The organism is Ciceribacter ferrooxidans, from assembly GCF_004137355.1.
In the GTDB taxonomy this organism is placed as follows: domain Bacteria; phylum Pseudomonadota; class Alphaproteobacteria; order Rhizobiales; family Rhizobiaceae; genus Allorhizobium; species Allorhizobium ferrooxidans.
Map to the genome: position 1 here is coordinate 39,297 of NZ_SDVB01000238.1, position 20,523 is coordinate 59,819.

Below are 20,523 nucleotides of genomic sequence, written 5' to 3' on the forward strand. Positions count from 1 at the left end.
GCCCTAGTGGTCGACTGAAACGTCACAGATTGCAAGATCAGCCTGACAAAGATCAGTCTTGCTCCGGCGTCCTTGAGAAGCAAAAGTGTCCGCCGTATGACGCTTTCCCGATTCTTCCGCAAGGACCTGCAATGACCAAAGCGATCGCCGCGTTCCTGATCCTCGCCATGGTCGTGCAACTCATCAAGCCGCTCGGGGTTCCCGGGCTGCGCAAACGCGGCGATTTCTGGAAGCTGGCCGTCGTAGCCTTCGCAATCTGGTCCGTCGTGCTTCTGATCCGCCCCTGACTGCTCAGAGCGAGATGGTGCCGCGCATCACCTCGACGCAGTCGCCGGAGATGTCGACGGTGTGGACATGGCCGTCGCGCTTTTCCACCGCGACATGGATATGGCTTGCGCGTCCCATCTCCACGCCCTGTTCCACGAGATAGCTGAAATGACCGTGCGGCGCCGGCTCCAGGGAGGTCAGGAGCGCACCGAGGGCGGCCGACGCGCTGCCCGTCGCCGGGTCTTCCGGAACGTTGTCGAGCGGCGCGAACATGCGTGCGCGGATATGTCCGCCGCCGAGACGGGTGTAGAGGAAGAGCGGGCAATCGCTCTCCTCCGCGGCGAAGGTGGCGGACATTTCTTCCAGCGTCTCGACGTTCGGCTTGGCGCTGCCCAGCGCATCGAGATCGGAAAGTTCCGCGACGATGAATTTGAGACCGACCGAGGCGAACAGGGGGACGTGGTGGTCGGCGACGACGTCGCGCGGGGAGAGGCTTGCGGCGCGGGCGAGAAGCGGCACCGGAACCTGGGCGCCGAGCGAAAGCGGCTGTGGTGCCCGGATCGTCGCCCCGCGCACGGTGTCGCCGGACCGGCGGAGCGTAACGGTGACGAGGCCCGCCTTTTCCTCGAAGCGCAGCGCCTCTCCGACGGACTGGCCGAAGATCCGGGCCAGCCGCCCGACGACGAAGGCGGTGCCTACATTCGGATGGCCGGCGAAGGGAACCTCGGTGGTCGGCGTGAAGATTCGCACCCGCGCAGTATTGCCGATGTCGTCCGCCGGCAGCAGGAAGGTCGTCTCGGAATAACCGAACTCGGCGGCGATGCGCTGCATCTCCTCCGCCGTCAGCCCGCTGCCGTCGAGAACGACGGCGAGCGGATTGCCGCGAAAGCGGTGCTCGGTGAAGACGTCGACGGTGACGAACGGACATTCCCGCATGCCTGGCACTCCCTGATTGCGATCCCGGTCGTATGTATAACGAAAAGGCCCGGCAACGTGCCGGGCTTTCGTGTCATTGTGACAAAGAGGCGAGCGTCAGGCGGCGTTTCCGAGGATCAGATGCCGTTGGCGGCGAGGCTGTTCAACGGGGCTCGATGGGGGAAGGCGCACACCCTTCTATGTATGCCGTGCTCACGGGGCGAATTACGTGGGCTCTGAGCAACTTCAGATTGTCATATGCTCACGCAACTTGCAATATGGAAGCATGTTGTACCTTGATTCCATCTCTCGGCGCGAAGATCGTCCACGCCCAGAGTACTATCCTTTCTCGGTTCCGAGTTTGATGAGACTCGATCGATTGACGTTTCATACGCCGATCACTTTCCTCGCCGGTGAAAATGCGACCGGCAAGTCCACCCTTCTGGAGGCTCTTGCCGCCGGCATGGACGCTTACGCGATTGGTGCATCGGGGCGGGTGGTCGATGATCCTTACCTTTCGCACGCTCTGGAGCTCGCCGGTACGTTCTACTTCTCTCGCCGACGCGCATCTCGGATCAGGATGTTCCTACGGTCGGAAGACGTGTTGGGTCATATCCGCTCCTTGAACGAGGAGAGACTGGAGGACTTCCGCTACGAAATGGAGAAGCAAGAACGCGCTGACCTACCGGACTACGATGAGGTGAAGCGATCGATCATCCGAGGAAATGAACTCGACGGACGGTCTCATGGAGAGCGCTTCCTCCATATTCTGGGTGAGAGGCTGCACGGCGGCGGCCTTTACTTCCTGGACGAGCCTGAGGCTCCGCTGTCTCCCGTCAATCAGATCCGTCTGGCGCAAATGCTGCGAGGCGCGAGTAGGGCAGGAGGACAGTTTATTGTAGCCACACATTCGCCGGTGCTGCTCGGACTGCCGGAGGCAACGATTTACGAGTTCAATGACGACGGCATTGTGCAAAAGCGCTATGAGGAACTGACAAGCGTTCGCCTTTTGAAACGGTTCCTGGCAGCGCCTGAGCGTTATCTCGATGACTAGCGTGCGGCGAAAAAGCCCGGCAACGTGCCGGGCTTTCGTGTCATCGTGACAAAGAGGCGGGGCCGTATCAGGCCTTGTTGACGCTCGCGTTGTAGATCTGATCGATCGTTTCGGTGAGGCTCGCGTCGAACTCCGCGTCGCTCATCGAGACGCGCAGCTTTTCCGTCAGCGCGCGCGAGAAGCTCGCGATCATGCCGTGGTTGTGGCTGAGCTTTTCGCAGGCGTCCGCCGTGGTGTAGCCGCCGGAAAGGGCGACGACGCGGACGACCGACTTGTGGGCGACCAGAGGCGCGTAGAAATCGGCGACCGTCGGGATCGTCAGCTTCAGCATGACGGCTTCGCCCGCCGGAAGCTTGTCGAGCTGCGCCGCGATCTCGTCGCGAAGAATGGCTTCGGCCTCGACCTTGGTCGGGCTCTTGATCGAGACTTCGGGCTCGACGATCGGGACAAGTCCCTGGCCGATGATCTGGCGTGCGACCTCGAACTGCTGCTTCACGACGGCGGCAATCCCGGCCTTGTCGGCCTGAGCGATCACCGAGCGCATCTTGGTGCCGAACATGCCCTTTTCGCGACCGCGGATGAGGAGGGCGTCGAGATCGGGCATGGCCTTCATCATCTGAACGCCGTTCTGTTCGGCTTCGAGGCCCTTGTCGACCTTGAGGAAGGGCACGACGCCGCGCTTTTCCCACAGATAGGACGGAACAGGCTGACCGCCGACGTCGCCGTCCATGGTCCGCTCGAACAGGATGGCGCCGATGACCTTGTCGCCGGTAAAGGCGGGCGCGCTCATGATGCGGACGCGCATGGCATGCATCAGGCGGAACATTTCCTCGTCGCCCTGGTACTCGGACTCGGAAATGCCGTAAAGGCTCAACGCTTTGGGTGTTGAACCACCGCTTTGATCCAGCGCCGCAATGAAGCCGGGTGCAGAGGTGATCTTGTTCAACATCTTCGCGTCTACCATATCTCACTCCTATCCCTACGATGGCGCGATACGCGCACACGTAGTTCGTTGATGTTACGACCAATCGGCTACGCCGAATTGATCATTGCCCGGATCGATATCGCTTGGATGTTCGGCTATTTCGCCTTCCTTCCGGGGTGCAACTGGCCGATAACAGAAGTTTTCCCAAAGGCAAATCCCGGTCTAATTGATTGAAACGATTGAAATTATTTCAATCGTTTAAAATAGCTGAAATCTTTGAACCGGGTGCGACGGCGGCGCGGAATGCGGACGATCCGCGCCGCCTCGTGGCATCTAGGGCGCTCAGGCCGTCCTGGACAGGACTGCGACGCCCGGCAGTTCCTTGCCTTCCATCCATTCGAGGAAGGCGCCGCCGGCCGTCGAGACATAGGTGAAGTCGTCGGCGACGCCGGCATGGTTCAGCGCCGAGACGGTGTCGCCGCCGCCGGCGACCGAGACCAGCTGGCCTTCCCGGGTGCAGTCGGCCGCATGGCGGGCGGCGGCGACCGTCGCCTTGTCGAAGGGCGCGATCTCGAAGGCGCCGAGCGGGCCGTTCCAGACAAGCGTTGCTGCACGGCCGATCCAGGCATTGACTGCTTCGACCGATTTCGGCCCGACGTCGAGAACCATGGCGTCGGCGGGGATCGCGTTGATGTCGACAGTCTCGTTGTCGGCACCGGCCTTGAACTCGCGGGCGACCACGCCGTCCGAGGGAAGGACGATCGCGCAGCCGGCGGTCGCGGCTTCGAGCATGATCTGCTTTGCGGTGTCGGCGAGGTCGTGCTCGCAGAGCGACTTGCCGACATTGGTGCCGTTGGCCGCGAGGAAGGTATTGGCCATGCCGCCGCCGATGACCAGCGCATCGACCTTCTTCACCAGGTTCATCAGGAGGTCGATCTTGGTCGAGACCTTGGCGCCGCCGACGATCGCCACCACCGGACGTGCCGGATTGCCGAGACCCTTCTCGAGTGCCTCCAGCTCGGCCTGCATGGTGCGGCCGGCATAGGCGGGCAGATGGTGGGCGAGGCCCTCCGTCGAGGCGTGGGCGCGATGGGCGGCGGAGAAGGCGTCGTTGACGTAGATGTCGCCGTTCTTGGCGAGCTCGGCTACGAATTCCGGCGTGTTCTTTTCCTCGCCCTTGTGGAAGCGGGTGTTTTCGAGGAGCAGGATGTCACCGTTGTTCATCTTTGCGATGGCGTCAGCCGCGGGCGCGCCGATGCAGTCGGAGGCGAAGGCGACGCGCTGGTCCAGCACTTCCTCGACCGCCGGTGCGATCAGCGAGAGCGACATGTCGGCGACCGGTTCGCCCTTCGGCCGGCCGAAATGGGCGAGCAGGATGACCTTCGCACCCTTCTGCGAAAGCTCGCGAATGGTGGGCGCCACGCGCTCGATGCGGGTGGTGTCGCTGACCTTGCCGTCGGTCACCGGAACGTTGAGGTCCACACGGACCAGTACGCGCTTGCCGGCGATGTCGGTCAGATCGTCGAGTGTCTTGAAAGCCGCCATGGTGATACTCGTCCCTCCAGTCTCTTTGGGTTCTAAAACGTGAGGGCCGGACATTACTACGCCTGCCCCGTGACGCAAGGCGAGGGCGGGGCAAAATTCACTCGGCCGCCTTGCGGACCTTGCGCAGATAGTCGCGCAGCGCGTGGGCAATCTCCCGAAGATTGAGGAAGATCGGCAGGTTGGTAGCCGGTGCCACCGGTTCGAGCGACACGCCGACCGAGGCAATATGTCCCGTCTCGTCGATATCGCGGACGATGAGGACGATCGTGCCGAGACGGACGCGATCGGCATAGTCCGCCTTTCCGCCGAGGCGCTGCTCGATCAGCTCGGCGACGGTGATTGCGCGCTCCGCCTCGTTCACGAGCAATGGTCCGTAGGCCTGGTCGAGATTGTCGACGCGGGTCGAGGGCGCGATCGCGAACATGCCGAAGAACTCGCTGTCGTTCTCGTCCACCGGCGCCTTGCTGGCGAACAGGCGGTCGAGCAGGCGGGAATAGCCCGGCGCGATGAACAGATAGACCTGGTCGTGTTCCTTGAGCCGGCCGGCATACTGGTAGCGCATCGACTTGCCGTCGCGGATGACGAGCGACGGCATCGCCCAGCGGGGAATGCGTTCGCCGCGCAGCACCGGGCTGTCGGCGACGACGCGGTAGGCGAGCAGTTCGTGGTGGGCGGCGCCCGGCAGGTCGAGCTCCAGCTTGTCGATCGCGCCGATGCGCGGCGGGATGATGAGGCCGAGCTTGCGGGCGACGGGTTTGATCGTCCAGCCCTGCAACAGCAGCGAGATCATGACGACGATGAAGGCGGTGTTGAAATAGATCTGCCCGCCTTCCAGTCCACCGAGGATCGGAAGGATTGCAAGCAGGATCGAGACCGCGCCACGCAGGCCGACCCAGGCGATGAAGCCGGTTTCGCGCTGGGTGTAGTCGAACGGGAGCAGGCAGAGCCACACCGCCAGCGGACGAGCCACGAAGACGAGGAACAGGCCGAGGATGACCGCCGGCAGGAGGATCTGCGGAAACTGCGAGGGGGTGGCGAGCAGGCCGAGCACGAGGAACATGACGATCTGGGCGAGCCAGGTCATGCCGTCCTGGAAGCGGGTGATCGAGCCGCGGGCGGGGATCTTCTGGCTGCCGGCATAGATGCCGGCCACATAGACGGCGAGGAAGCCGCTGCCGCCGACCGCGCCGGTATAGGAAAAGACGAGGAGGGCCATCGTCAGCATGAAGATCGGTGCGAGCCCCCGCTCGACGGAAATCCGCTTGAGTACGAAGACGATGACCGCGCCGCCGATCAAACCGAGCGCGAGCCCGAGCCCCATCTGCTCGACGAAGAGGCGCAAGAGCGCCATGTCGAAGCCGGAATAGCCCTTGCCGGTCGACAGCAGCTGAACCAGCGCCATGGTGAGGAAGATCGCCATCGGATCGTTGGTGCCGGACTCGACTTCCAGTGTCGAGCGCACCCGGTCGCGGATGTTGATGCCGCCGATGCGCAGCAGGAAGAACACCGCCGCCGCGTCGGTGGAGGCGACGATCGAGCCGAGGAGGGCTCCTTCGAGGAAGGAGAGGTCGAGCAGCAGGTGCGCGAGCGCGCCGAAGAGGCTGGCGGTCAGCAGCACCCCCACCGTCGACAGCATCAGCGCCGGCGTCGCCGACAGCCGGAACGACTGCAGCGAGGTGCCGTAGCCGGAATCGAACAGAATGATCGCGAGCGCCACGGAGCCGAGCGCATAGGCGAGCGAATTGTTGGAAAAGTCGATTCCGAGACCGTCGACGCCGGTCACGAGGCCGATCAGCAGGAAGAGCAGGAGGAGGGGTGCGCCGAAGCGGAAGGCGAGCAGGCTCGAAAACGCCGCGAGGAGGACCAGCGCCGTGCCCACCAGCGTCATCGCATAGAATTCGTCCACCTGCTCATCCCCCTCGTTGCCGCCCGCATCGTGTCGTCCCGCTCCTGCCGAATCATACCGGCCCCGCAGGCGCAGCACGAAAGTGTCGGCAACGCTTTCCGCCCCGGTGTAGGGGTCGGTGTAGGGCTGGGAACGATCTGGCAGGACTGCCGAAAGACGAGAGTCGTACTTGTCGCCCGCAATCGTGATCAGAGTAGGGCGGGAGCGGGAAAAATGAAAGGCGGACCGGTATCCCGGCCCGCCTCTTCGAGGACAATCGTTGGGTCGATCGCTCAGATGAGCTTGCCGAGCGCGACTGCCGTGTCGGACATGCGGTTCGAGAAGCCCCATTCGTTGTCGTACCAGGTGAGGATACGGACGAAATTGCCTTCGAGCACCTTGGTCTGGTCGATCGCGAAGATCGAGGAGTGGCTGTCGTGGTTGAAGTCGCGCGAGACCAGCGGTTCCTCGGTGTAGCCGAGAATGCCCTTCAGGGCGCCGTTCGAAGCAGCCTTGATGGCCTCGTTGATTTCCTGGGCGGTGGTGTTCTTCTTGGCGACGAACTTGAAGTCGACGACCGAGACGTTCGGGGTCGGCACGCGGATCGAGGTGCCGTCCAGCTTGCCCTTGAGGTGCGGCAGGACCAGGCCGACGGCCTTTGCGGCGCCGGTCGAGGTCGGGATCATGGAGAGCGCTGCGGCACGGGCGCGGTACAGGTCCTTGTGCATGGTGTCGAGCGTCGGCTGGTCGCCGGTATAGGAATGGATCGTGGTCATGAAGCCATGGTCGATGCCGACGGCGTCGTCGAGCGTCTTGACGACCGGCACCAGGCAGTTGGTGGTGCAGGACGCGTTGGAGATGACCAGGTGATCCTTGGTCAGCTTGTCGTGGTTGACGCCGAAGACGACGGTCAGGTCGGCACCATCCGCGGGAGCCGAGACGATGACGCGCTTGGCGCCGGCCTGGAGATGCAGGGCGGCCTTGTCGCGCGCGGTGAAGATGCCGGTGCATTCCATGGCGATGTCGACGCCGAGTTCGCCATGCGGCAGGGTTGCCGGATCCTTGATCGCCGTGACCTTGATCGGCTTGCCTCCGCCGACGATGATCGTGTCGCCTTCGACCTTCACCTCGGCCGGGAACTTGCCGTGGATCGAGTCGTAGCGCAGAAGGTGGGCGTTGGTTTCGACCGGGCCGAGGTCGTTGATCGCGACCACTTCGATGTCCGTGCGACCGGACTCGACGATGGCGCGCAGCACGTTGCGGCCGATGCGGCCGAAGCCGTTGATGGCAACTTTAAGAGTCATGGCGTTCACTCCCCTGTAGAAAAGAATTCGAAACTAATGGATCGCAGGGCGTTGGCAATCGCCCTGCGACAATTTGACGTTAGCCAAGCTTTGCTTCGGCGGCGGCAACCACGGCCTCGGCAGTGATGCCGAAGTGCTTGTAGAGCTCCTTGTAGGGGCCGGAGGCGCCGAAGGAGGACATGCCGACGAAAATGCCGTCGGAGCCGATGACGCTGTCCCAGCCCTGGCGGATGCCGGCTTCGACACCGATCTTCACCGGTGCATTGCCGATGATCGCCTGACGGTAGGCTTCCGGCTGTTCGGCGAAGAGCTCGAAGCAGGGGACCGAGACGACGCGGGCGGGAATACCCTTGCCGGTGAGCTCGGCCTGTGCCTTCAGCGCGATCTCGACTTCCGAGCCGGAGGCGAAGATCGAGACCTTCGCGTCGCTTGCCGAGACGAGTTCGTAGGCGCCGCTGGCGCAGAGGTTCTTCTCTTCATATTCGGTGCGTGCCGCGACGAGGTTCTGGCGCGTCAGCGCGAGACCCGAGGGGCGGTGCTTCTGCTCGAGCGCGATCTGCCAGCATTCCGCCGTTTCGGTCGCGTCCGCCGGACGGAACATCAAGAGGTTCGGAATGGCGCGCAGCGCGGCCATGTGCTCGACCGGCTGATGGGTCGGGCCGTCCTCACCGAGGCCGATCGAATCGTGGGTCAGCACGTGGATGACCCGGATGCCCATGAGCGCGGCAAGCCGGATCGACGGACGGCAATAGTCCGAGAAGATCAGGAAGCCGCCGGAATAGGGGATCAGCCCACCGTGCAGCGCGATGCCGTTCATGGCGGCGGCCATGCCGTGCTCGCGGATGCCGTAATGGATGTAGCGGCCGGAGAAGTCGGTCGGCGTGATCGACTTCGTCTGGCTGGTCTTGGTGTTGTTCGAGCCGGTCAGGTCGGCGGAGCCGCCGATCGTTTCTGAAAGCACGCCGTTGATGACTTCGAGCGCATCCTCGGAGGCCTTGCGGGTCGCGACCGTCGGCTTCGTTTCGGCGAGCTTCTTCTTGTAGGCGTCGATCGCCGCGTCGAAACTGCCCGGCAGGTCGCCGGCGAAGCGCCGGGTGAATTCCGCCCGCTTGTCGGCGTCGGCGGCTGCGAGGCGTCCTTCCCAGTCCTTGCGGGCCTTCGTGGAGCGCAGGCCGGCCAGGCGCCAGGCGTCGAGCACGTCGGCGGGAATGGTGAAGGCTTCCTCGCCCCATCCGAGCTCCTTGCGGGCGGCGACGATCTCGTCGGCGCCGAGCGGCGAGCCGTGGACCTTGTGGGTGCCTGCCTTGTTCGGCGCACCGTAGCCGATCACCGTCTTGCAGGCGATCATCGTCGGCTTGTCGGACTTGCGGGCTTCCTCGATCGCGGCGGCGATCGCTTCCGGATCATGGCCGTCGACAGAGAGCGTGTTCCAGCCAGAGGCGCGGAAGCGCGCATGCTGGTCGGTCGAGTCGGAAAGCGAAATCGCGCCGTCGATCGAGATGCCGTTGTCGTCCCAGAGTACGATCAGCTTGTTGAGCTTCAGGTGACCGGCGAGCGTGATCGCTTCCTGGCTGATGCCTTCCATGAGGCAGCCGTCGCCGGCGATCACATAGGTGTAGTGATCCATCAGCTCGGCGCCGAACTCGTTGGTGAGCTTCTTTTCGGCGATCACCATGCCGACGGCGTTGGCAATCCCCTGGCCGAGCGGCCCGGTCGTCGTCTCGATGCCGGAGGCGTGGCCGTATTCGGGATGGCCGGCGGTCTTCGCGCCCAGCTGGCGGAACTGCTTGATGTCCTCGATCGTCATGTCCTCGTAGCCGGTGAGATAGAGGAGGCTGTAGAGGAGCATGGAGCCGTGGCCGGCGGACAGCACGAAGCGGTCGCGGTCGGGCCAGAGCGGGTTCTTCGGATCGAACTTCAGGAAGCGGGTAAAAAGGACGGTCGCGACATCGGCGGTTCCCATCGGCATGCCGGGATGGCCGGAATTGGCCTTCTCGACGGCGTCCATGGCGAGAAATCGGATCGCATTTGCCATCCGGTTGTGTTTTTCGGGAGAAATCATAGTTTTTCCGCTTGTTCCGAGTCACTGGGGATGTCCGCACCTGCCGCGGACCGCCTGAAGGCGGCTGATCCATAGCAGGTGAGGCGCGCGAGTCAACAAATCCGCTGGGTTTGCGGTTCCGATCCGCCTAGATTTCGCCTCGCCGGAACGCCGCGACGGGCGGGTTCGGCCGTCGTCCACAGGATAGGCAAATCCGCGCCTCTCCGGTTTTATTGACGGGTGGCAATACAAGCGAATACTGTCGAAGAAACACGATGGCGGGCTTCGGTGTCCGATTCGGTGGACTTTTTTCGGAAGGCCGGGACAAGCAATGTCGACGGACAACACGGTTGAGGCGGCGCTCGGCGCCCTGCGACAGGCGATTTCCGGCCTGGAGAACGCCGTCGACATGCGCTTCGAGGCGGAGCGCGAGAATGCCGAGGTCGAAAGCGAGGTCAAGCGCGTCCACGCCGACCGCGCGCGGCTCGCCCAGGAACTCGACCAGGCGGAATTTCGCGCCAACCGGCTCGAGGAAGTCAATCGCGAGGTCTCGCGGCGGCTGGTGACGGCCATGGAAACGATACGGGCGGTGCTCGACCGCTGACGTCGGCGGGTGCGTGGTCTCGATATGCGGAAGGGCGTATGGCACAGGTAACGGTGACGATCGACGGGAAAGCCTACCGCATGGCCTGCGAGGAGGGCCAGGAGGCGCATCTCGTCGAGCTTGCGACCCGGTTCGACAACTACGTCTCGCATCTGAAGTCGCAATTCGGCGAGATCGGCGATCTGCGGATCACCGTCATGGCCGGCATCATGGTGATGGACGAGCTTTCGGAAATGAACCGCAAGATCGCCGAACTGGAGCGCGAGCTCGCCGGGCTCCGCGAGGGCCGCGATACGGCCGACGCCGGCAACCGGCGCAAGGAAGAACTGCTCGCCGCGACCATCGCCGAGCTCGCCGAGCGGCTGAATGCGATCACCCGCAAACTGACGGCCCGCCCTTCGGGCACTGCTGCGCAGGAAAGCTGAGCCCCGAAGCTTTTTTTTTGGCGACGTGACCTCTGGCGCGGCGGGGCATTTGGCCCTATATCAGGGATCGCGGTCTGCGCCTCACGACAGGAAACCACAATCCCTGGGGCCATACTCGATCCAGAGGGAGCTGTCCCTGGCCAGGCCCGTGGGCTTGGACACACGGCGCCCACCTACTTTTGTAGGCGCCCAGGATCGTAAAAACTCCATCGGTTGCCGTGGATCGCACTTCTCTTTTCTTACATCGACGGCCGCTGCGCGAGGGCGAGCATCGCCCCGAAGGCGATCATCATGCTGCCACTCACCCGGTTCACCCAGCCGAAAGACGACTTCCCCTTCGCGAAACGGCCGAGCCGTCGGCCGGCGATCGCATAGAGGGTGATCGCGATCACTTCCAAAACGAGGAAGATGACGCCGAGGACCGTGAAGCTCAGCGCGTAGTTCGCGGCGTCGAGGAACTGCGGGAAGAAGGCGGTGAAGATCAGGATCGCCTTCGGATTGCCGATCGCCACCCAGAACTCCTGTTGCGCGAGCTTCTTCATAGAAAGGGCGGTCCTGATCTCCGCGGCGCGCTCGATCTGCGGCGCACCGGCGCGCAGGATCTTGATGCCGAGCCAGACCAGATAGGCGGCACCCGCCCATTTGATGGCCGAGAAGGCGATCTCCGAGGCGATCAGCAGTGCGCCGAGGCCGACCGCCGTGATGACGATCATGATCGCGAAGGCGGCGAGGCGGGCCATGGAGGCGGCCAGCGCGACGCCGACGCCCCAGCGCATGCCGTTGGTGAGCGCGAGAAGATTGTTCGGCCCGAACGCCATGTTGAGGGCGAAGCAGGCGGGAATGAACCACAGGATCGTGTGCAGGGACATGGGCGTACCGGTTCGAAAGAGGAGAAACTGTTTGTAGCGGGCGTACTGCACCTTCGCAACAGGAAGTGGTATTGACCCGCAAATGCCCTGTTGCCTAACTGGGCCGTTTCGTTCGTGCCCGGGAGAGTGCCATGTACCAGCCGCCGCGATCGTTCGCGACGGCTTTGTGCTTGTGGATGCCCGAGCCGGTCAGAATTCCTCCCAACTGTCCTGCGATGTCGCCGGAGCGGTGTTGTTGCTGCCGAAAGCCTTGGCGAGGGTTCCGACCATCTTGCGCGCCGGAGAGGCGACCGGTCGTGCCTGGGCGGACGCCGGACGTGGGGACGCGGCGCGCGGCAACTGCTCCGCGGACTGGTAGGCCGGAGCGCTCACGCCGCGGTCGCTCATGCGGAACTGCGAGACAAGGCCGGCGAGACCGCGCGCACTGTCGGCGAGACGGTGCGTGACGGCCGTCGCCTCCTCGACCATTGCCGCATTCTTCTGCGTGAACTGGTCCATATGGTTGACGGAGCTGTTGATCTCGTTGAGCGCGGTCGATTGCTCGCGAGACGCGGAGGCGATCGCGGAGATGTGCTCGTTGATCACCGCCACCTGGTTCGAGATCTCGCCGAGCGCCGCACCCGTCTGCTGCACGAGCGACACGCCGCCCGCGACCGCTTCTCCGGATTTGTTGATCAGGACCTTGATGTCCTTCGCGGCGTTGGCGGAGCGCTGAGCCAGTTCGCGGACCTCCTGCGCGACGACGGCAAACCCCTTGCCGGCTTCACCTGCACGGGCCGCCTCGACACCGGCGTTGAGCGCCAGCAGGTTCGTCTGGAATGCGATCTCGTCGATGACGTTGATGATCTTGGATATTTCGCTCGACGCCTGCTCGATGCGGCCCATGGCATCGATCGCATCGGAGACGACCTTGCTGGAGCTTTCCGTGCTTTGGCGCGCCTTGATCGCCATGTTTGCCGCTTCGTCGGCCTTCGCGGAAGAACCGCGGACGGTCGAGGTGATCTCCTCTAGCGCGGCCGAGGTCTCTTCGAGCGATGCCGCCTGCTGTTCGGTCCGCTTCGACAGGTCGTCGGTCGCGGAGCGCATCTCCGCGGAGCTCGCATCGATGCCAGCGGTCTCGGCCCGCAGTTCCGCCATGGTACCGGCGAGCTTTCCGACCGAGTTGTTGAAATCGACGCGGAGCTTGTCAAGGTTGCCGGCAAAGGAACGTTCGATGCGGACCGTCAGGTCGCCGTCGCTCAGTTTCTGGAGAGAACCGGCGAGAACTTCGACCGCGTCCTGAACGGCACGTGCGTCTTCAACCTTGGCCAGTTCGCGCTCTTGGCGTTCACGCTCGCTGCGGGCTGCGGTATCGGCCGCCTCGCGTTCGATCTCGATCTTCTGGATCGCGCTTTCGCGGAAGATGTTGATGGCGCGGGCGAGCGCACCGATCTCGTTTCTGAGATCCTGATCCGGTACTGCGGTGTCGAGATGCCCGGAGGCGAGACTGTCGGCGACCGTGGTGAGACGCGGCAGGGCGCCGACGATACGGCGGACCAGCAGGGCGATGAGGGTTGCGGCGATCGCCAGAACGATCAGTGCGGTGATCCCGATCGCGTAAATCATCTCGGCCGCGATGCTGTTGATTTCGGCCTTGCGGACGCCGGCATAGAGGATGCCGATCACATCACCTTTCGGCGAGAAGATCGGCTGATAGATGGTGTAGTACGGCGTTTCCAGGATCACGGCCTCGCCGCGATAGACCTGCCCCTTTGTCACGAAGGGATAGACGGCGCCTTTCTGGCCGAGTGCCGTACCGACGGCACGGTTTCCGTCCGGCTTGATGATATTGGTGGTACGGCGCCAGAAGTCCTTGCTCTGCGGATCCCAGGCGAAGATCGTCGCGGTCTGGCCGGTCATACGGCCGATCGTGTCGATCATGGTGTGATCCGTGAATTCCGTCGGGATCGACTCCATCTCGATCCGCGCGACGTTGCCGTCCTTCCCCCAGGTCACCTTGGTCCCGGGGAGATCGCGTTCGATGAAGGTGGCCGCCGTCCGCAGGCTAGCGTTCTGGCCGGCGATGGCCTGTTCCTGGATGCGGTTCTCGATGCTGTCGGAGATGACCCAGGAGACCGCACCGAGCGACGCGACTAGGATGATCACCGTCGTCACGGTAATTGTTTTCGTTATGCCGAAACGCGAAAAGATCTTCATGCAGAAGCGCCCCTTGGACATTGGCTTTCGCATTACTCTACGGCCTTGGGGTTAACCCTTGGTTTTCCGGGAAAATCGAAAATGGAAGTTGACGAATGCCAAGATGGCGGCGTGCGACAGCCCCTTCTTGAGCAAGAGGGCAGAGAGGCCTTTCGTTTCGCGTACGGGGACTCGGCTTTGCAAACGGGACCAGTCTTGACCCGCAATCGCGCTGCTGCCTAATTGGGCCGTTCCGTCTGCACCCCGGAGAGTGCCCATGTACCAGCCGCCGCATCATCGCGAGGACCGTCGCGAGGTCCAGCATGCCCTTATCCGGAGCCATCCGCTCGGGCTGCTGATTTCGTCCGGCGAAGGCGGGCTTCTCGCCAATCCGATACCCTTTCGGCTGGTGAACACGGATCTGGGGATGGGCACGCTTCAGGCGCATATGGCGAGAGCCAATCCGCAATGGCGGGCCCTTGCCGCCGGCGCGGAGGTTCTCATCGTCTTCCAGGGCGCCGATCACTACATCACCCCGGCCTGGTACGAGACGAAGCGCGAGACCGGCAAGGTCGTGCCCACCTGGAATTATGCGATCGTCCAGGTGCGGGGCACGGTCCGGGTGATCGAGGACAGCCAGTGGCTCCGCGCGCAGGTGAACCGGCTGACCGACGGCCACGAGAGCAGGCGGATGATTCCGTGGGCCGTCGGCGATGCGCCCGACGACTTCATCACCGCACAGCTCAAGGGCATTGTCGGCATCGAGGTGCAGATCACCGCCATCGAAGGCAAATGGAAGGTCAGCCAGAACCGTAACGAGGCCGATCGCCGCGGCGTTGCCGAAGGTCTCGACGCGGAGGGCAGCGAAACGGCCGGAGCTATGGCTGGCATGGTGCGCGAATGGGGCGGCCTCTGAGCGGTCACACCCGCAGATCCAGTTGCTTCTCCCGCTCGATGTAGCTGCGCTGCAGGTCGGTCACGTAATCGCGGACGATGGGGACCGCATCGCGGGTCCGTGACAGCTGCAGGTGGAAGACCATCTGGCTGCCGGCGCGGAACATCATCTCGCAGCTGATCAGATAGAATTCCCACATGCGGGCGAAGCGCTCGTCATACATGGCGACAACCTTGTCGCGATTGGCCTCGAAGCGCCGGCACCAGTGGGCGAGCGTGGTCGCGTAATGCACGCGCAACACCTCGATGTCGGTGACCCACAGGCTGTTCCGCTCGGTGACGGAGACCACTTCCGACAGGGCCGGGGAATAGCCGCCGGGGAAGATATACTTGCGCAGCCACGGGCTCGTCGTTCCGGGCGGGCTCATGTGCCCGATCGAATGGATGACGGCGACGCCGTCGTCCGGCATCAGCGCGTTCAGCTTCTTGAAGAACTCGTCGTAGTGCTGCACGCCGACATGCTCGAACATGCCGACCGAGACGATTCGGTCGAACGTCTCCGTCACGTCGCGGTAGTCCTTCAGTTCGAAGCGGACGCGCCCCGCAAGGCCGGCATCGGCCGCCCTCTTGGTCGCAAGCGCGTGCTGCTCCTTCGACAGCGTCACGCCGACGACCGCGACGTCCTCCAACTGTGCGAGGTAGAGCGCGAGATCGCCCCAGCCGCAGCCGATGTCGAGCACCTTCATGCCGGGTTTCAGGTCGAGCTTTGCCGCGAGCAGCCGCAGCTTGTTGCGCTGCGCTTGCTCCAGCGTCTCCTCCGGTTCGCGGAAATAGGCACAGGAATAGAGCATGTTCTCGTCGAGGAAGAGCTTGTAGAAGTCGTTGCCGAGGTCGTAGTGATGGGCGACGTTCTGCTGTGCCTGGCCCTTGCGGTTCGACTGCTCGCGCTTGCGGAACCGCATCCGCACCGCGCGGATCGCCTTCTGGATCGGATAGGAGCCGAGCGACAGCCGGTTGATCGAAAAGAGCATCAGGAAGTCGCGCAGGCTCGAACCTTCCTCGAAGCGCATGGTGCCGTCCATGTAGGCTTCGCCGGCGACGAGCTCCGCCTTGAAGACGAGGCTGCGGTAGAGCTTCGGATCGGTGAGCCGCATCGTCACCTGCGGCCCCTCCTGCAATCCGCCGAAGACGTGCCGCTTGCCCTCGGCGTCGATGACCGTCAGCCGGCCCGTCTTGATGAATGACTTCAGCATATGGGAAAGCAGGAACATGCAGACCTCGCGCGCTGGCCGGAACGGTCTGCATGTTAGCGCATTCCTCAACCGTTGCGAGTGGCAATTGTCGGCGACGCCGACAGGGCCGGGACGACTTGCAATGGCGCACATAGCGGCTAATACGAAGTCTCAACGGCATAAGGTGCCGCGCGGATCGGTCGGCGGTAGCGCAGGGAGACGGAATGACGGGGAATGCGGCGATGAAGGCGCAGTTGCGCAAGGAACGGCTCGAGCGGCGGGACGCGATCCCCGCCGACACGCGGATCGAATACAGCCTGGCGATCGCCGCCTTCGGCGAGGCGCTGGCGTTCGAACCCGGAGCGGTCGTTTCCGGCTTCCTGCCGATCCGTTCCGAGGCCGACATCCGCCCGCTGATGGCCCGGCTGCGCGAGCGCGGTGCGCGTCTCTGCCTGCCGGTGGTGCTCGACCGCGAGACCATCGTCTTCCGGGAACTCCTTCCCGGCGGCGAGCTCGTCTCCACCGGTTTCGGCACGCGCGGGCCGGGGCCGGACGCGGCGGAGCTCGATCCGGACATCTTGCTGGTGCCGCTCGCCGCCTTCGACGGCGGCGGTCACCGCATCGGCTACGGCGCCGGCCATTACGACCGGGCGATCGCGCGATTGCGGCAAAAAGGGCGTGATCCCCGGCTGATCGGCATTGCATTCGCCTGCCAGGAAGTGGCACATGTCCCCTTCGAACCGCACGACGTCCGGCTGGAAGCTGTGGTGACGGAGAATGGCATGCGGACTTTTGGATGATGATGACTGGATACGTGAATGCGGTTGCTTTTTCTCGGTGACATGGTCGGCAAGACGGGACGGACGGCGGTGTGGGAGCGGCTTCCCGGCCTGATTTCCGACCTGAAACTCGATTTCGTCGTCGTCAACGGCGAGAACGCCGCCGGCGGCTTCGGCATCACCGAGGACATCTACCTCGAAACCATCAATGCCGGCGCCGATGTCGTGACCACCGGAAACCACGTGTGGGACCAGAAGGAGGCCGTCTCCTTCTGCGAGCGCCACGACCAGTTCTTGCGCCCCGCCAACTATCCGGCGGGGACGCCCGGCAAGGGCTCCGGCGTCTTCTACGCCCGCAACGGCGCGCGCGTGCTCGTCGCCAACATCATGGGCCGGGTCTTCATGCATCCGGAGCTCGATGATCCCTTCACCTCGGCGGAGGCGATCCTGTCGGCCTGCCCGCTCAAGGAACAGGCTGACGCCATCGTCTTCGATTTCCACGCCGAGGCGACCAGCGAGAAGCAGTGCTTCGGCCATTTCGTCGACGGCCGGGCGAGTTTCGTCGTCGGCACCCATACGCACGTCCCGACCGCCGACCACCAGATTCTCAACGGCGGCACGGCCTATATGTCGGACGCCGGCATGTGCGGCGATTACGACTCCTCCCTCGGCATGGACAAGGAAGAGCCGCTCAATCGCTTCATCTCGAAGATGCCGAAAGGGCGGTTCGAGGCGGCGCACGGGCCGGCGACGATCTGCGGCGTCGGCGTCGAGATTTCCGACCGCACCGGTCTTGCCGAGAAGATCGCGCCGCTCCGGATCGGGCCGCGGCTCACCGAGACGATCCCGGATTTCTGGCGGTAAGCCCGCCGCGGCGGCTCTAACGCAAATGTGAGCCTCTCCGGCTTTACCTGGTCGCTGTCCTGGCCCATCCTCTGCCATCGGATGGATGGTGCGGGGCCGGCATGATGCTGCGACTTGCCATAGCGTTCATTTCCCTGATCTTTGCCGCCGTCGGTGTCCGCGCCGAGGAAGAACGTCCGCCGGTCAGCGAATGCCAGCTTGTCGCCGAAACCCTGCCGAAGGCGACATTCGTGCGCTTCGATGCTTCCCCCTCGCTCCAGTTGGCCGCGGCCGACCACACGGTGACGATCACCTATCTCGGCCACTCGACCTTCCTCATCGAAACGCCCGGCGGCATCTCGATCGCGACGGACTATAACGGCTGGCTGCGCTCGCCGCGCATGCCGGACGTGGTGACGATGAACAAGGCGCATTCGAGCCATTACACGCTCGCGCCGGATCCGGCGATCGCCAATGTCCTGCACGGCTGGAGCGATACGCCCGGCGACAAGGCGGTGCATCAGGTCGTGGTCGGCGACGCCTATATCCGCAACGTCACCACCGACATCCGCAGCTTCGGCGGCTTCGAGGCGAACGGCAATTCGATCTTCATCTTCGAGGTCGCAGGTCTCTGCATCGGCCATCTCGGACACCTGCACCACGAGCTGACGGACGGGCACTTCGCCGAGATCGGTCGGCTCGACGTCGTCATGGTTCCCGTCGACGGCGGTCTCACCATGGGTGCCGACAGCATGAGCCGTACGGTCAAGCGGCTGCGCTCGGCGCTGATCCTGCCGATGCACCGCCGCGGTCCGCCGATCGCCGATTTCCTCGCGATGTTCGACCAGAGCTTCGACTGGAAGCTCTCCGACAGCGCCGCCGTCACCGTCTCCATCGCCACGCTGCCGCAAAAGCCGCTGATCCTGGTGCTGAGGGGCGTCTGAGATCCGCCTACCGGCGGGTAAGGCGAACTTCGCCCTCGACGGCGAGCCCGATCTTGCCGCGGCCGAGTTGCTGGAGGCGGATCGGCAGGTGCTTCTCGTCGAGCCGGCGCCGCAGCAGCAGAAGGCGGGTTTCGAGATTGTCCTTGTAGTCGGGCAGGCGGAGACTCGTGTCGAGACGGATCTCGCGGTTGGTGAACTCCCGCCGTCCGCCCTCGAGATACTGGCCGAGCATGTGCACCAGCAGCCGCCCCGCCACGCCCTTGATCACGTAATCGCCGTTGATGAAGACGCTGTCGTCGAACGGGTGATGGGCGATGTCGATCCGGCGGCCGCCGGGAGCGGTTGCGACATCGGCCGGGAAGGCGGCTTCCGGATCGAAGGACATGCGTTCGCAGAGCGCGAGCGACGCCGCCGCCTGCCGGGCGACGATCGAAAGGGCTGCTTCGTCCTCGCGGGTGAAGGCGAGGCGTCTCCCGCTCTCGACGAAGAGGACGCCCTCGACATGTCCCTGGACGAGGAGCGGCACGGCGATCTGGCTCATCGCGTCCGCCATGCCCGGCAGCACGATCTCCCGCGTCCGGTTTTCGTCCGGCGAGGAGTGGCGCACCGCCGACCCGAAGCGGCGGATGCGGCTCATGTCGCTCACCTTGACGATCCTGCCGCTCGCTGCCGCCGATCCGATCAACCCCTCGCCGTACGGCACCTCGGCGCCGATGCCCGAGGGGACATAGCCGGTGCTGCCGATCGCGGTGATCTGCGCCTTTTCTCCATAGCTCTGGAAAAGCAGGGCGTGGCCGAAGCCGAGATGTTCAAAAATGCCTCCGAGGAGCGCGTCGACGATGCCACCCGCATCCGTCGCCGCGGCGATGTCGGCGACTATTTTCTCGGCGGCGACGAGCCGGTCCGGCCGCGGGCGTGCGGAAAGCGCGCTCGTCTCGACCGGCGAAGGGATCGCCTCGATGTCGGCCACGCGGAAGACGTCGACGCAGCGGAGCCGCATGACGTCGCCCATACCGACCTGGGCGCTGCCGGCGGCGACCTCCCGCGCGAGACGGTCGAACAGGGCGCCATCCTCCAGCGTGTAGGCAAAGGCGAGCTGCAGGCGGAACTGCGCGCCCGTGAGGCCGTCGACGACGACGAGGGTCGCTTTCGGGTTGAGGCGGATATTGGCGGCGGTCTTGGCGAAGAACTGGTTGGAGAGCGCCACGTGTTCGTCGTCGACCATCGACACGTGGGAGAGATACGAAATGTTCGGCACGCCTTCGGGGTCGGCGGTGGCGATGATCGAGGGAATGACGCCCTCGAAACACGCTTCGAGATCACGGAGGACAATCGTCATGTTGCCGCGCTCCAGAGTCTCGAGCCCGCCTTCGCCCCCGGCGTCTGCACGAAGACCGAAGCGACGTCGACCGTCACCAGCCGCGCGTCGCGGTGGCTGAGCCAGGGGGCGATGATCTCCGGCGCAATTCCGAGGCGCATCAGCGCGGAGACCATGGCGACCATGTAGCGTTCCGAGCGCGCAATCTCGTCCGCCTCGGCGTCTCGCACCTCCGCCTTGCCCTTGATCTGGTAGGTCACGTAGTCGGCGGGGCGCGAGAAGGTCGCGGCAATTTCGCCGTTCGCCCTGAGGTTGGCGATCGTGCCCGGCCACTGCCAGGCGGAGACGACGATGGCGATCCGGCGTCCGTCGAGCGGCCATGCGCCGACGCCGCGGCCGACCTCCGGACGGCGGTCGGCATCCGCCGTCCCGATGATCTGCATCACCGGGCTTTCGATGAAGGCCGCCAGTTCGTGGTCCAGCATGGAATCTCTCCTCTTTCGA

At 64.2% G+C, this 20,523-nt stretch carries 19 protein-coding genes and 1 other RNA gene; 9 read left to right on the forward strand and 11 right to left on the reverse strand.

Annotated elements, in window-relative coordinates:
- Nucleotides 1–131: 131 nt before the first annotated feature.
- A complete protein-coding gene (locus tag EUU22_RS25285) occupies nucleotides 132–287 on the forward strand; it encodes a hypothetical protein (RefSeq protein ID WP_165351152.1) in 156 nt (51 codons plus the stop codon).
- A gap of 4 nt (nucleotides 288–291) precedes the next feature.
- Here the strand turns inward: EUU22_RS25285 and EUU22_RS11125 are convergent, their stop codons facing one another.
- Nucleotides 292–1,203: a PhzF family phenazine biosynthesis protein gene (locus EUU22_RS11125; RefSeq protein WP_129332065.1), complete on the reverse strand. Its 912-nt coding sequence runs from the start codon at nucleotides 1,201–1,203 to the stop codon at nucleotides 292–294.
- A 358-nt stretch (nucleotides 1,204–1,561) separates the two neighbouring features.
- Between EUU22_RS11125 and EUU22_RS11130 the strand changes: the two genes are divergently transcribed.
- Nucleotides 1,562–2,236, forward strand: a complete 675-nt coding sequence (locus EUU22_RS11130) for an AAA family ATPase (protein ID WP_245485003.1) — start codon at nucleotides 1,562–1,564, stop codon at nucleotides 2,234–2,236.
- Nucleotides 2,237–2,303: 67 nt separating this feature from the next.
- On the opposite strand, the gene EUU22_RS11135 is transcribed toward EUU22_RS11130, so the two are convergent.
- The 5 genes from EUU22_RS11135 to tkt form a co-directional block, all read right to left on the reverse strand.
- Nucleotides 2,304–3,200, reverse strand: coding sequence for a fructose bisphosphate aldolase (locus EUU22_RS11135; RefSeq protein WP_129332067.1), 897 nt, complete (start codon nucleotides 3,198–3,200; stop codon nucleotides 2,304–2,306).
- 303 nt (nucleotides 3,201–3,503) lie between these two features.
- The gene (locus tag EUU22_RS11140; protein WP_129332068.1) at nucleotides 3,504–4,706 is read right to left on the reverse strand and encodes a phosphoglycerate kinase; all 1,203 of its coding nucleotides are present in this window, start codon (nucleotides 4,704–4,706) and stop codon (nucleotides 3,504–3,506) included.
- Between the two features lie 97 nt (nucleotides 4,707–4,803).
- Nucleotides 4,804–6,612 (reverse strand): potassium/proton antiporter, encoded by a 1,809-nt coding sequence (locus tag EUU22_RS11145; RefSeq protein WP_129332069.1) that lies wholly within the window; start codon nucleotides 6,610–6,612, stop codon nucleotides 4,804–4,806.
- Nucleotides 6,613–6,884: 272 nt separating this feature from the next.
- Entirely contained in the window at nucleotides 6,885–7,895 is a 1,011-nt protein-coding gene (gap, locus tag EUU22_RS11150) for a type I glyceraldehyde-3-phosphate dehydrogenase (protein WP_129332070.1), read from the reverse strand.
- A gap of 79 nt (nucleotides 7,896–7,974) precedes the next feature.
- Entirely contained in the window at nucleotides 7,975–9,957 is a 1,983-nt protein-coding gene (gene tkt, locus EUU22_RS11155) for a transketolase (protein WP_129332071.1), read from the reverse strand.
- 310 nt (nucleotides 9,958–10,267) lie between these two features.
- Here tkt and EUU22_RS11160 point away from each other — a divergent pair, with 310 nt between their 5' ends.
- The 3 genes from EUU22_RS11160 to ssrS all read left to right on the forward strand — a co-directional run bounded on the left by EUU22_RS11160 (nucleotide 10,268) and on the right by ssrS (nucleotide 11,194).
- Nucleotides 10,268–10,540: a DUF4164 domain-containing protein gene (locus tag EUU22_RS11160; RefSeq protein WP_129332072.1), complete on the forward strand. Its 273-nt coding sequence runs from the start codon at nucleotides 10,268–10,270 to the stop codon at nucleotides 10,538–10,540.
- A gap of 38 nt (nucleotides 10,541–10,578) precedes the next feature.
- Nucleotides 10,579–10,965, forward strand: a complete 387-nt coding sequence (locus EUU22_RS11165) for a cell division protein ZapA (protein ID WP_129332073.1) — start codon at nucleotides 10,579–10,581, stop codon at nucleotides 10,963–10,965.
- A 68-nt stretch (nucleotides 10,966–11,033) separates the two neighbouring features.
- Nucleotides 11,034–11,194, forward strand: a non-coding RNA gene (ssrS, locus tag EUU22_RS11170) — 6S RNA.
- A 10-nt stretch (nucleotides 11,195–11,204) separates the two neighbouring features.
- On the opposite strand, the gene EUU22_RS11175 is transcribed toward ssrS, so the two are convergent.
- Nucleotides 11,205–11,834, reverse strand: a complete 630-nt coding sequence (locus EUU22_RS11175; protein WP_129332074.1) for a LysE family translocator — start codon at nucleotides 11,832–11,834, stop codon at nucleotides 11,205–11,207.
- 189 nt (nucleotides 11,835–12,023) lie between these two features.
- Nucleotides 12,024–14,030, reverse strand: coding sequence for a methyl-accepting chemotaxis protein (locus EUU22_RS11180; protein WP_129332075.1), 2,007 nt, complete (start codon nucleotides 14,028–14,030; stop codon nucleotides 12,024–12,026).
- 256 nt (nucleotides 14,031–14,286) lie between these two features.
- Here EUU22_RS11180 and EUU22_RS11185 point away from each other — a divergent pair, with 256 nt between their 5' ends.
- Nucleotides 14,287–14,925 (forward strand): FMN-binding negative transcriptional regulator, encoded by a 639-nt coding sequence (locus EUU22_RS11185; RefSeq protein ID WP_129332076.1) that lies wholly within the window; start codon nucleotides 14,287–14,289, stop codon nucleotides 14,923–14,925.
- A 4-nt stretch (nucleotides 14,926–14,929) separates the two neighbouring features.
- Here the strand turns inward: EUU22_RS11185 and EUU22_RS11190 are convergent, their stop codons facing one another.
- On the reverse strand, nucleotides 14,930–16,174 hold the full coding sequence (locus EUU22_RS11190) for an SAM-dependent methyltransferase (RefSeq protein WP_129332077.1): 1,245 nt from the start codon (nucleotides 16,172–16,174) through the stop codon (nucleotides 14,930–14,932).
- Between the two features lie 185 nt (nucleotides 16,175–16,359).
- Here EUU22_RS11190 and EUU22_RS11195 point away from each other — a divergent pair, with 185 nt between their 5' ends.
- From EUU22_RS11195 to EUU22_RS11205, 3 genes are all read left to right on the forward strand, one after another.
- Complete coding sequence (locus EUU22_RS11195; RefSeq protein WP_129332078.1) at nucleotides 16,360–16,935, forward strand: 5-formyltetrahydrofolate cyclo-ligase; 576 nt, start codon at nucleotides 16,360–16,362, stop codon at nucleotides 16,933–16,935.
- A gap of 18 nt (nucleotides 16,936–16,953) precedes the next feature.
- Nucleotides 16,954–17,778, forward strand: a complete 825-nt coding sequence (locus tag EUU22_RS11200; protein ID WP_129332079.1) for a TIGR00282 family metallophosphoesterase — start codon at nucleotides 16,954–16,956, stop codon at nucleotides 17,776–17,778.
- A gap of 101 nt (nucleotides 17,779–17,879) precedes the next feature.
- Nucleotides 17,880–18,701: an MBL fold metallo-hydrolase gene (locus EUU22_RS11205; RefSeq protein WP_129332080.1), complete on the forward strand. Its 822-nt coding sequence runs from the start codon at nucleotides 17,880–17,882 to the stop codon at nucleotides 18,699–18,701.
- Between the two features lie 7 nt (nucleotides 18,702–18,708).
- Here EUU22_RS11205 and EUU22_RS11210 read toward each other — a convergent pair whose 3' ends face one another.
- Together EUU22_RS11210 and EUU22_RS11215 are read right to left on the reverse strand one after the other, a co-directional pair.
- On the reverse strand, nucleotides 18,709–20,040 hold the full coding sequence (locus EUU22_RS11210; RefSeq protein ID WP_129332081.1) for a GAF domain-containing protein: 1,332 nt from the start codon (nucleotides 20,038–20,040) through the stop codon (nucleotides 18,709–18,711).
- Entirely contained in the window at nucleotides 20,037–20,504 is a 468-nt protein-coding gene (locus tag EUU22_RS11215; RefSeq protein ID WP_129332082.1) for a pyridoxamine 5'-phosphate oxidase family protein, read from the reverse strand. Before EUU22_RS11215 ends, EUU22_RS11210 begins: the two co-directional genes overlap by 4 nt.
- Nucleotides 20,505–20,523: the final 19 nt, after the last annotated feature.

Bases quoted from the DNA above. Each gene is read 5' to 3' on its own strand.
- EUU22_RS25285 (WP_165351152.1), top strand. From the start codon at position 132: ATGACCAAAGCGATCGCCGCGTTCCTGATCCTCGCCATGGTCGTGCAA.
- EUU22_RS11125 (WP_129332065.1), bottom strand. From the start codon at position 1,203: ATGCGGGAATGTCCGTTCGTCACCGTCGACGTCTTCACCGAGCACCGC.
- EUU22_RS11135 (WP_129332067.1), bottom strand. From the start codon at position 3,200: ATGGTAGACGCGAAGATGTTGAACAAGATCACCTCTGCACCCGGCTTC.
- EUU22_RS11140 (WP_129332068.1), bottom strand. From the start codon at position 4,706: ATGGCGGCTTTCAAGACACTCGACGATCTGACCGACATCGCCGGCAAG.
- gap (WP_129332070.1), bottom strand. From the start codon at position 7,895: ATGACTCTTAAAGTTGCCATCAACGGCTTCGGCCGCATCGGCCGCAAC.
- tkt (WP_129332071.1), bottom strand. From the start codon at position 9,957: ATGATTTCTCCCGAAAAACACAACCGGATGGCAAATGCGATCCGATTT.
- EUU22_RS11160 (WP_129332072.1), top strand. From the start codon at position 10,268: ATGTCGACGGACAACACGGTTGAGGCGGCGCTCGGCGCCCTGCGACAG.
- EUU22_RS11165 (WP_129332073.1), top strand. From the start codon at position 10,579: ATGGCACAGGTAACGGTGACGATCGACGGGAAAGCCTACCGCATGGCC.
- EUU22_RS11175 (WP_129332074.1), bottom strand. From the start codon at position 11,834: ATGTCCCTGCACACGATCCTGTGGTTCATTCCCGCCTGCTTCGCCCTC.
- EUU22_RS11180 (WP_129332075.1), bottom strand. From the start codon at position 14,030: ATGAAGATCTTTTCGCGTTTCGGCATAACGAAAACAATTACCGTGACG.
- EUU22_RS11185 (WP_129332076.1), top strand. From the start codon at position 14,287: ATGTACCAGCCGCCGCATCATCGCGAGGACCGTCGCGAGGTCCAGCAT.
- EUU22_RS11190 (WP_129332077.1), bottom strand. From the start codon at position 16,174: ATGTTCCTGCTTTCCCATATGCTGAAGTCATTCATCAAGACGGGCCGG.
- EUU22_RS11195 (WP_129332078.1), top strand. From the start codon at position 16,360: ATGACGGGGAATGCGGCGATGAAGGCGCAGTTGCGCAAGGAACGGCTC.
- EUU22_RS11200 (WP_129332079.1), top strand. From the start codon at position 16,954: ATGCGGTTGCTTTTTCTCGGTGACATGGTCGGCAAGACGGGACGGACG.
- EUU22_RS11205 (WP_129332080.1), top strand. From the start codon at position 17,880: ATGATGCTGCGACTTGCCATAGCGTTCATTTCCCTGATCTTTGCCGCC.
- EUU22_RS11210 (WP_129332081.1), bottom strand. From the start codon at position 20,040: ATGACGATTGTCCTCCGTGATCTCGAAGCGTGTTTCGAGGGCGTCATT.
- EUU22_RS11215 (WP_129332082.1), bottom strand. From the start codon at position 20,504: ATGCTGGACCACGAACTGGCGGCCTTCATCGAAAGCCCGGTGATGCAG.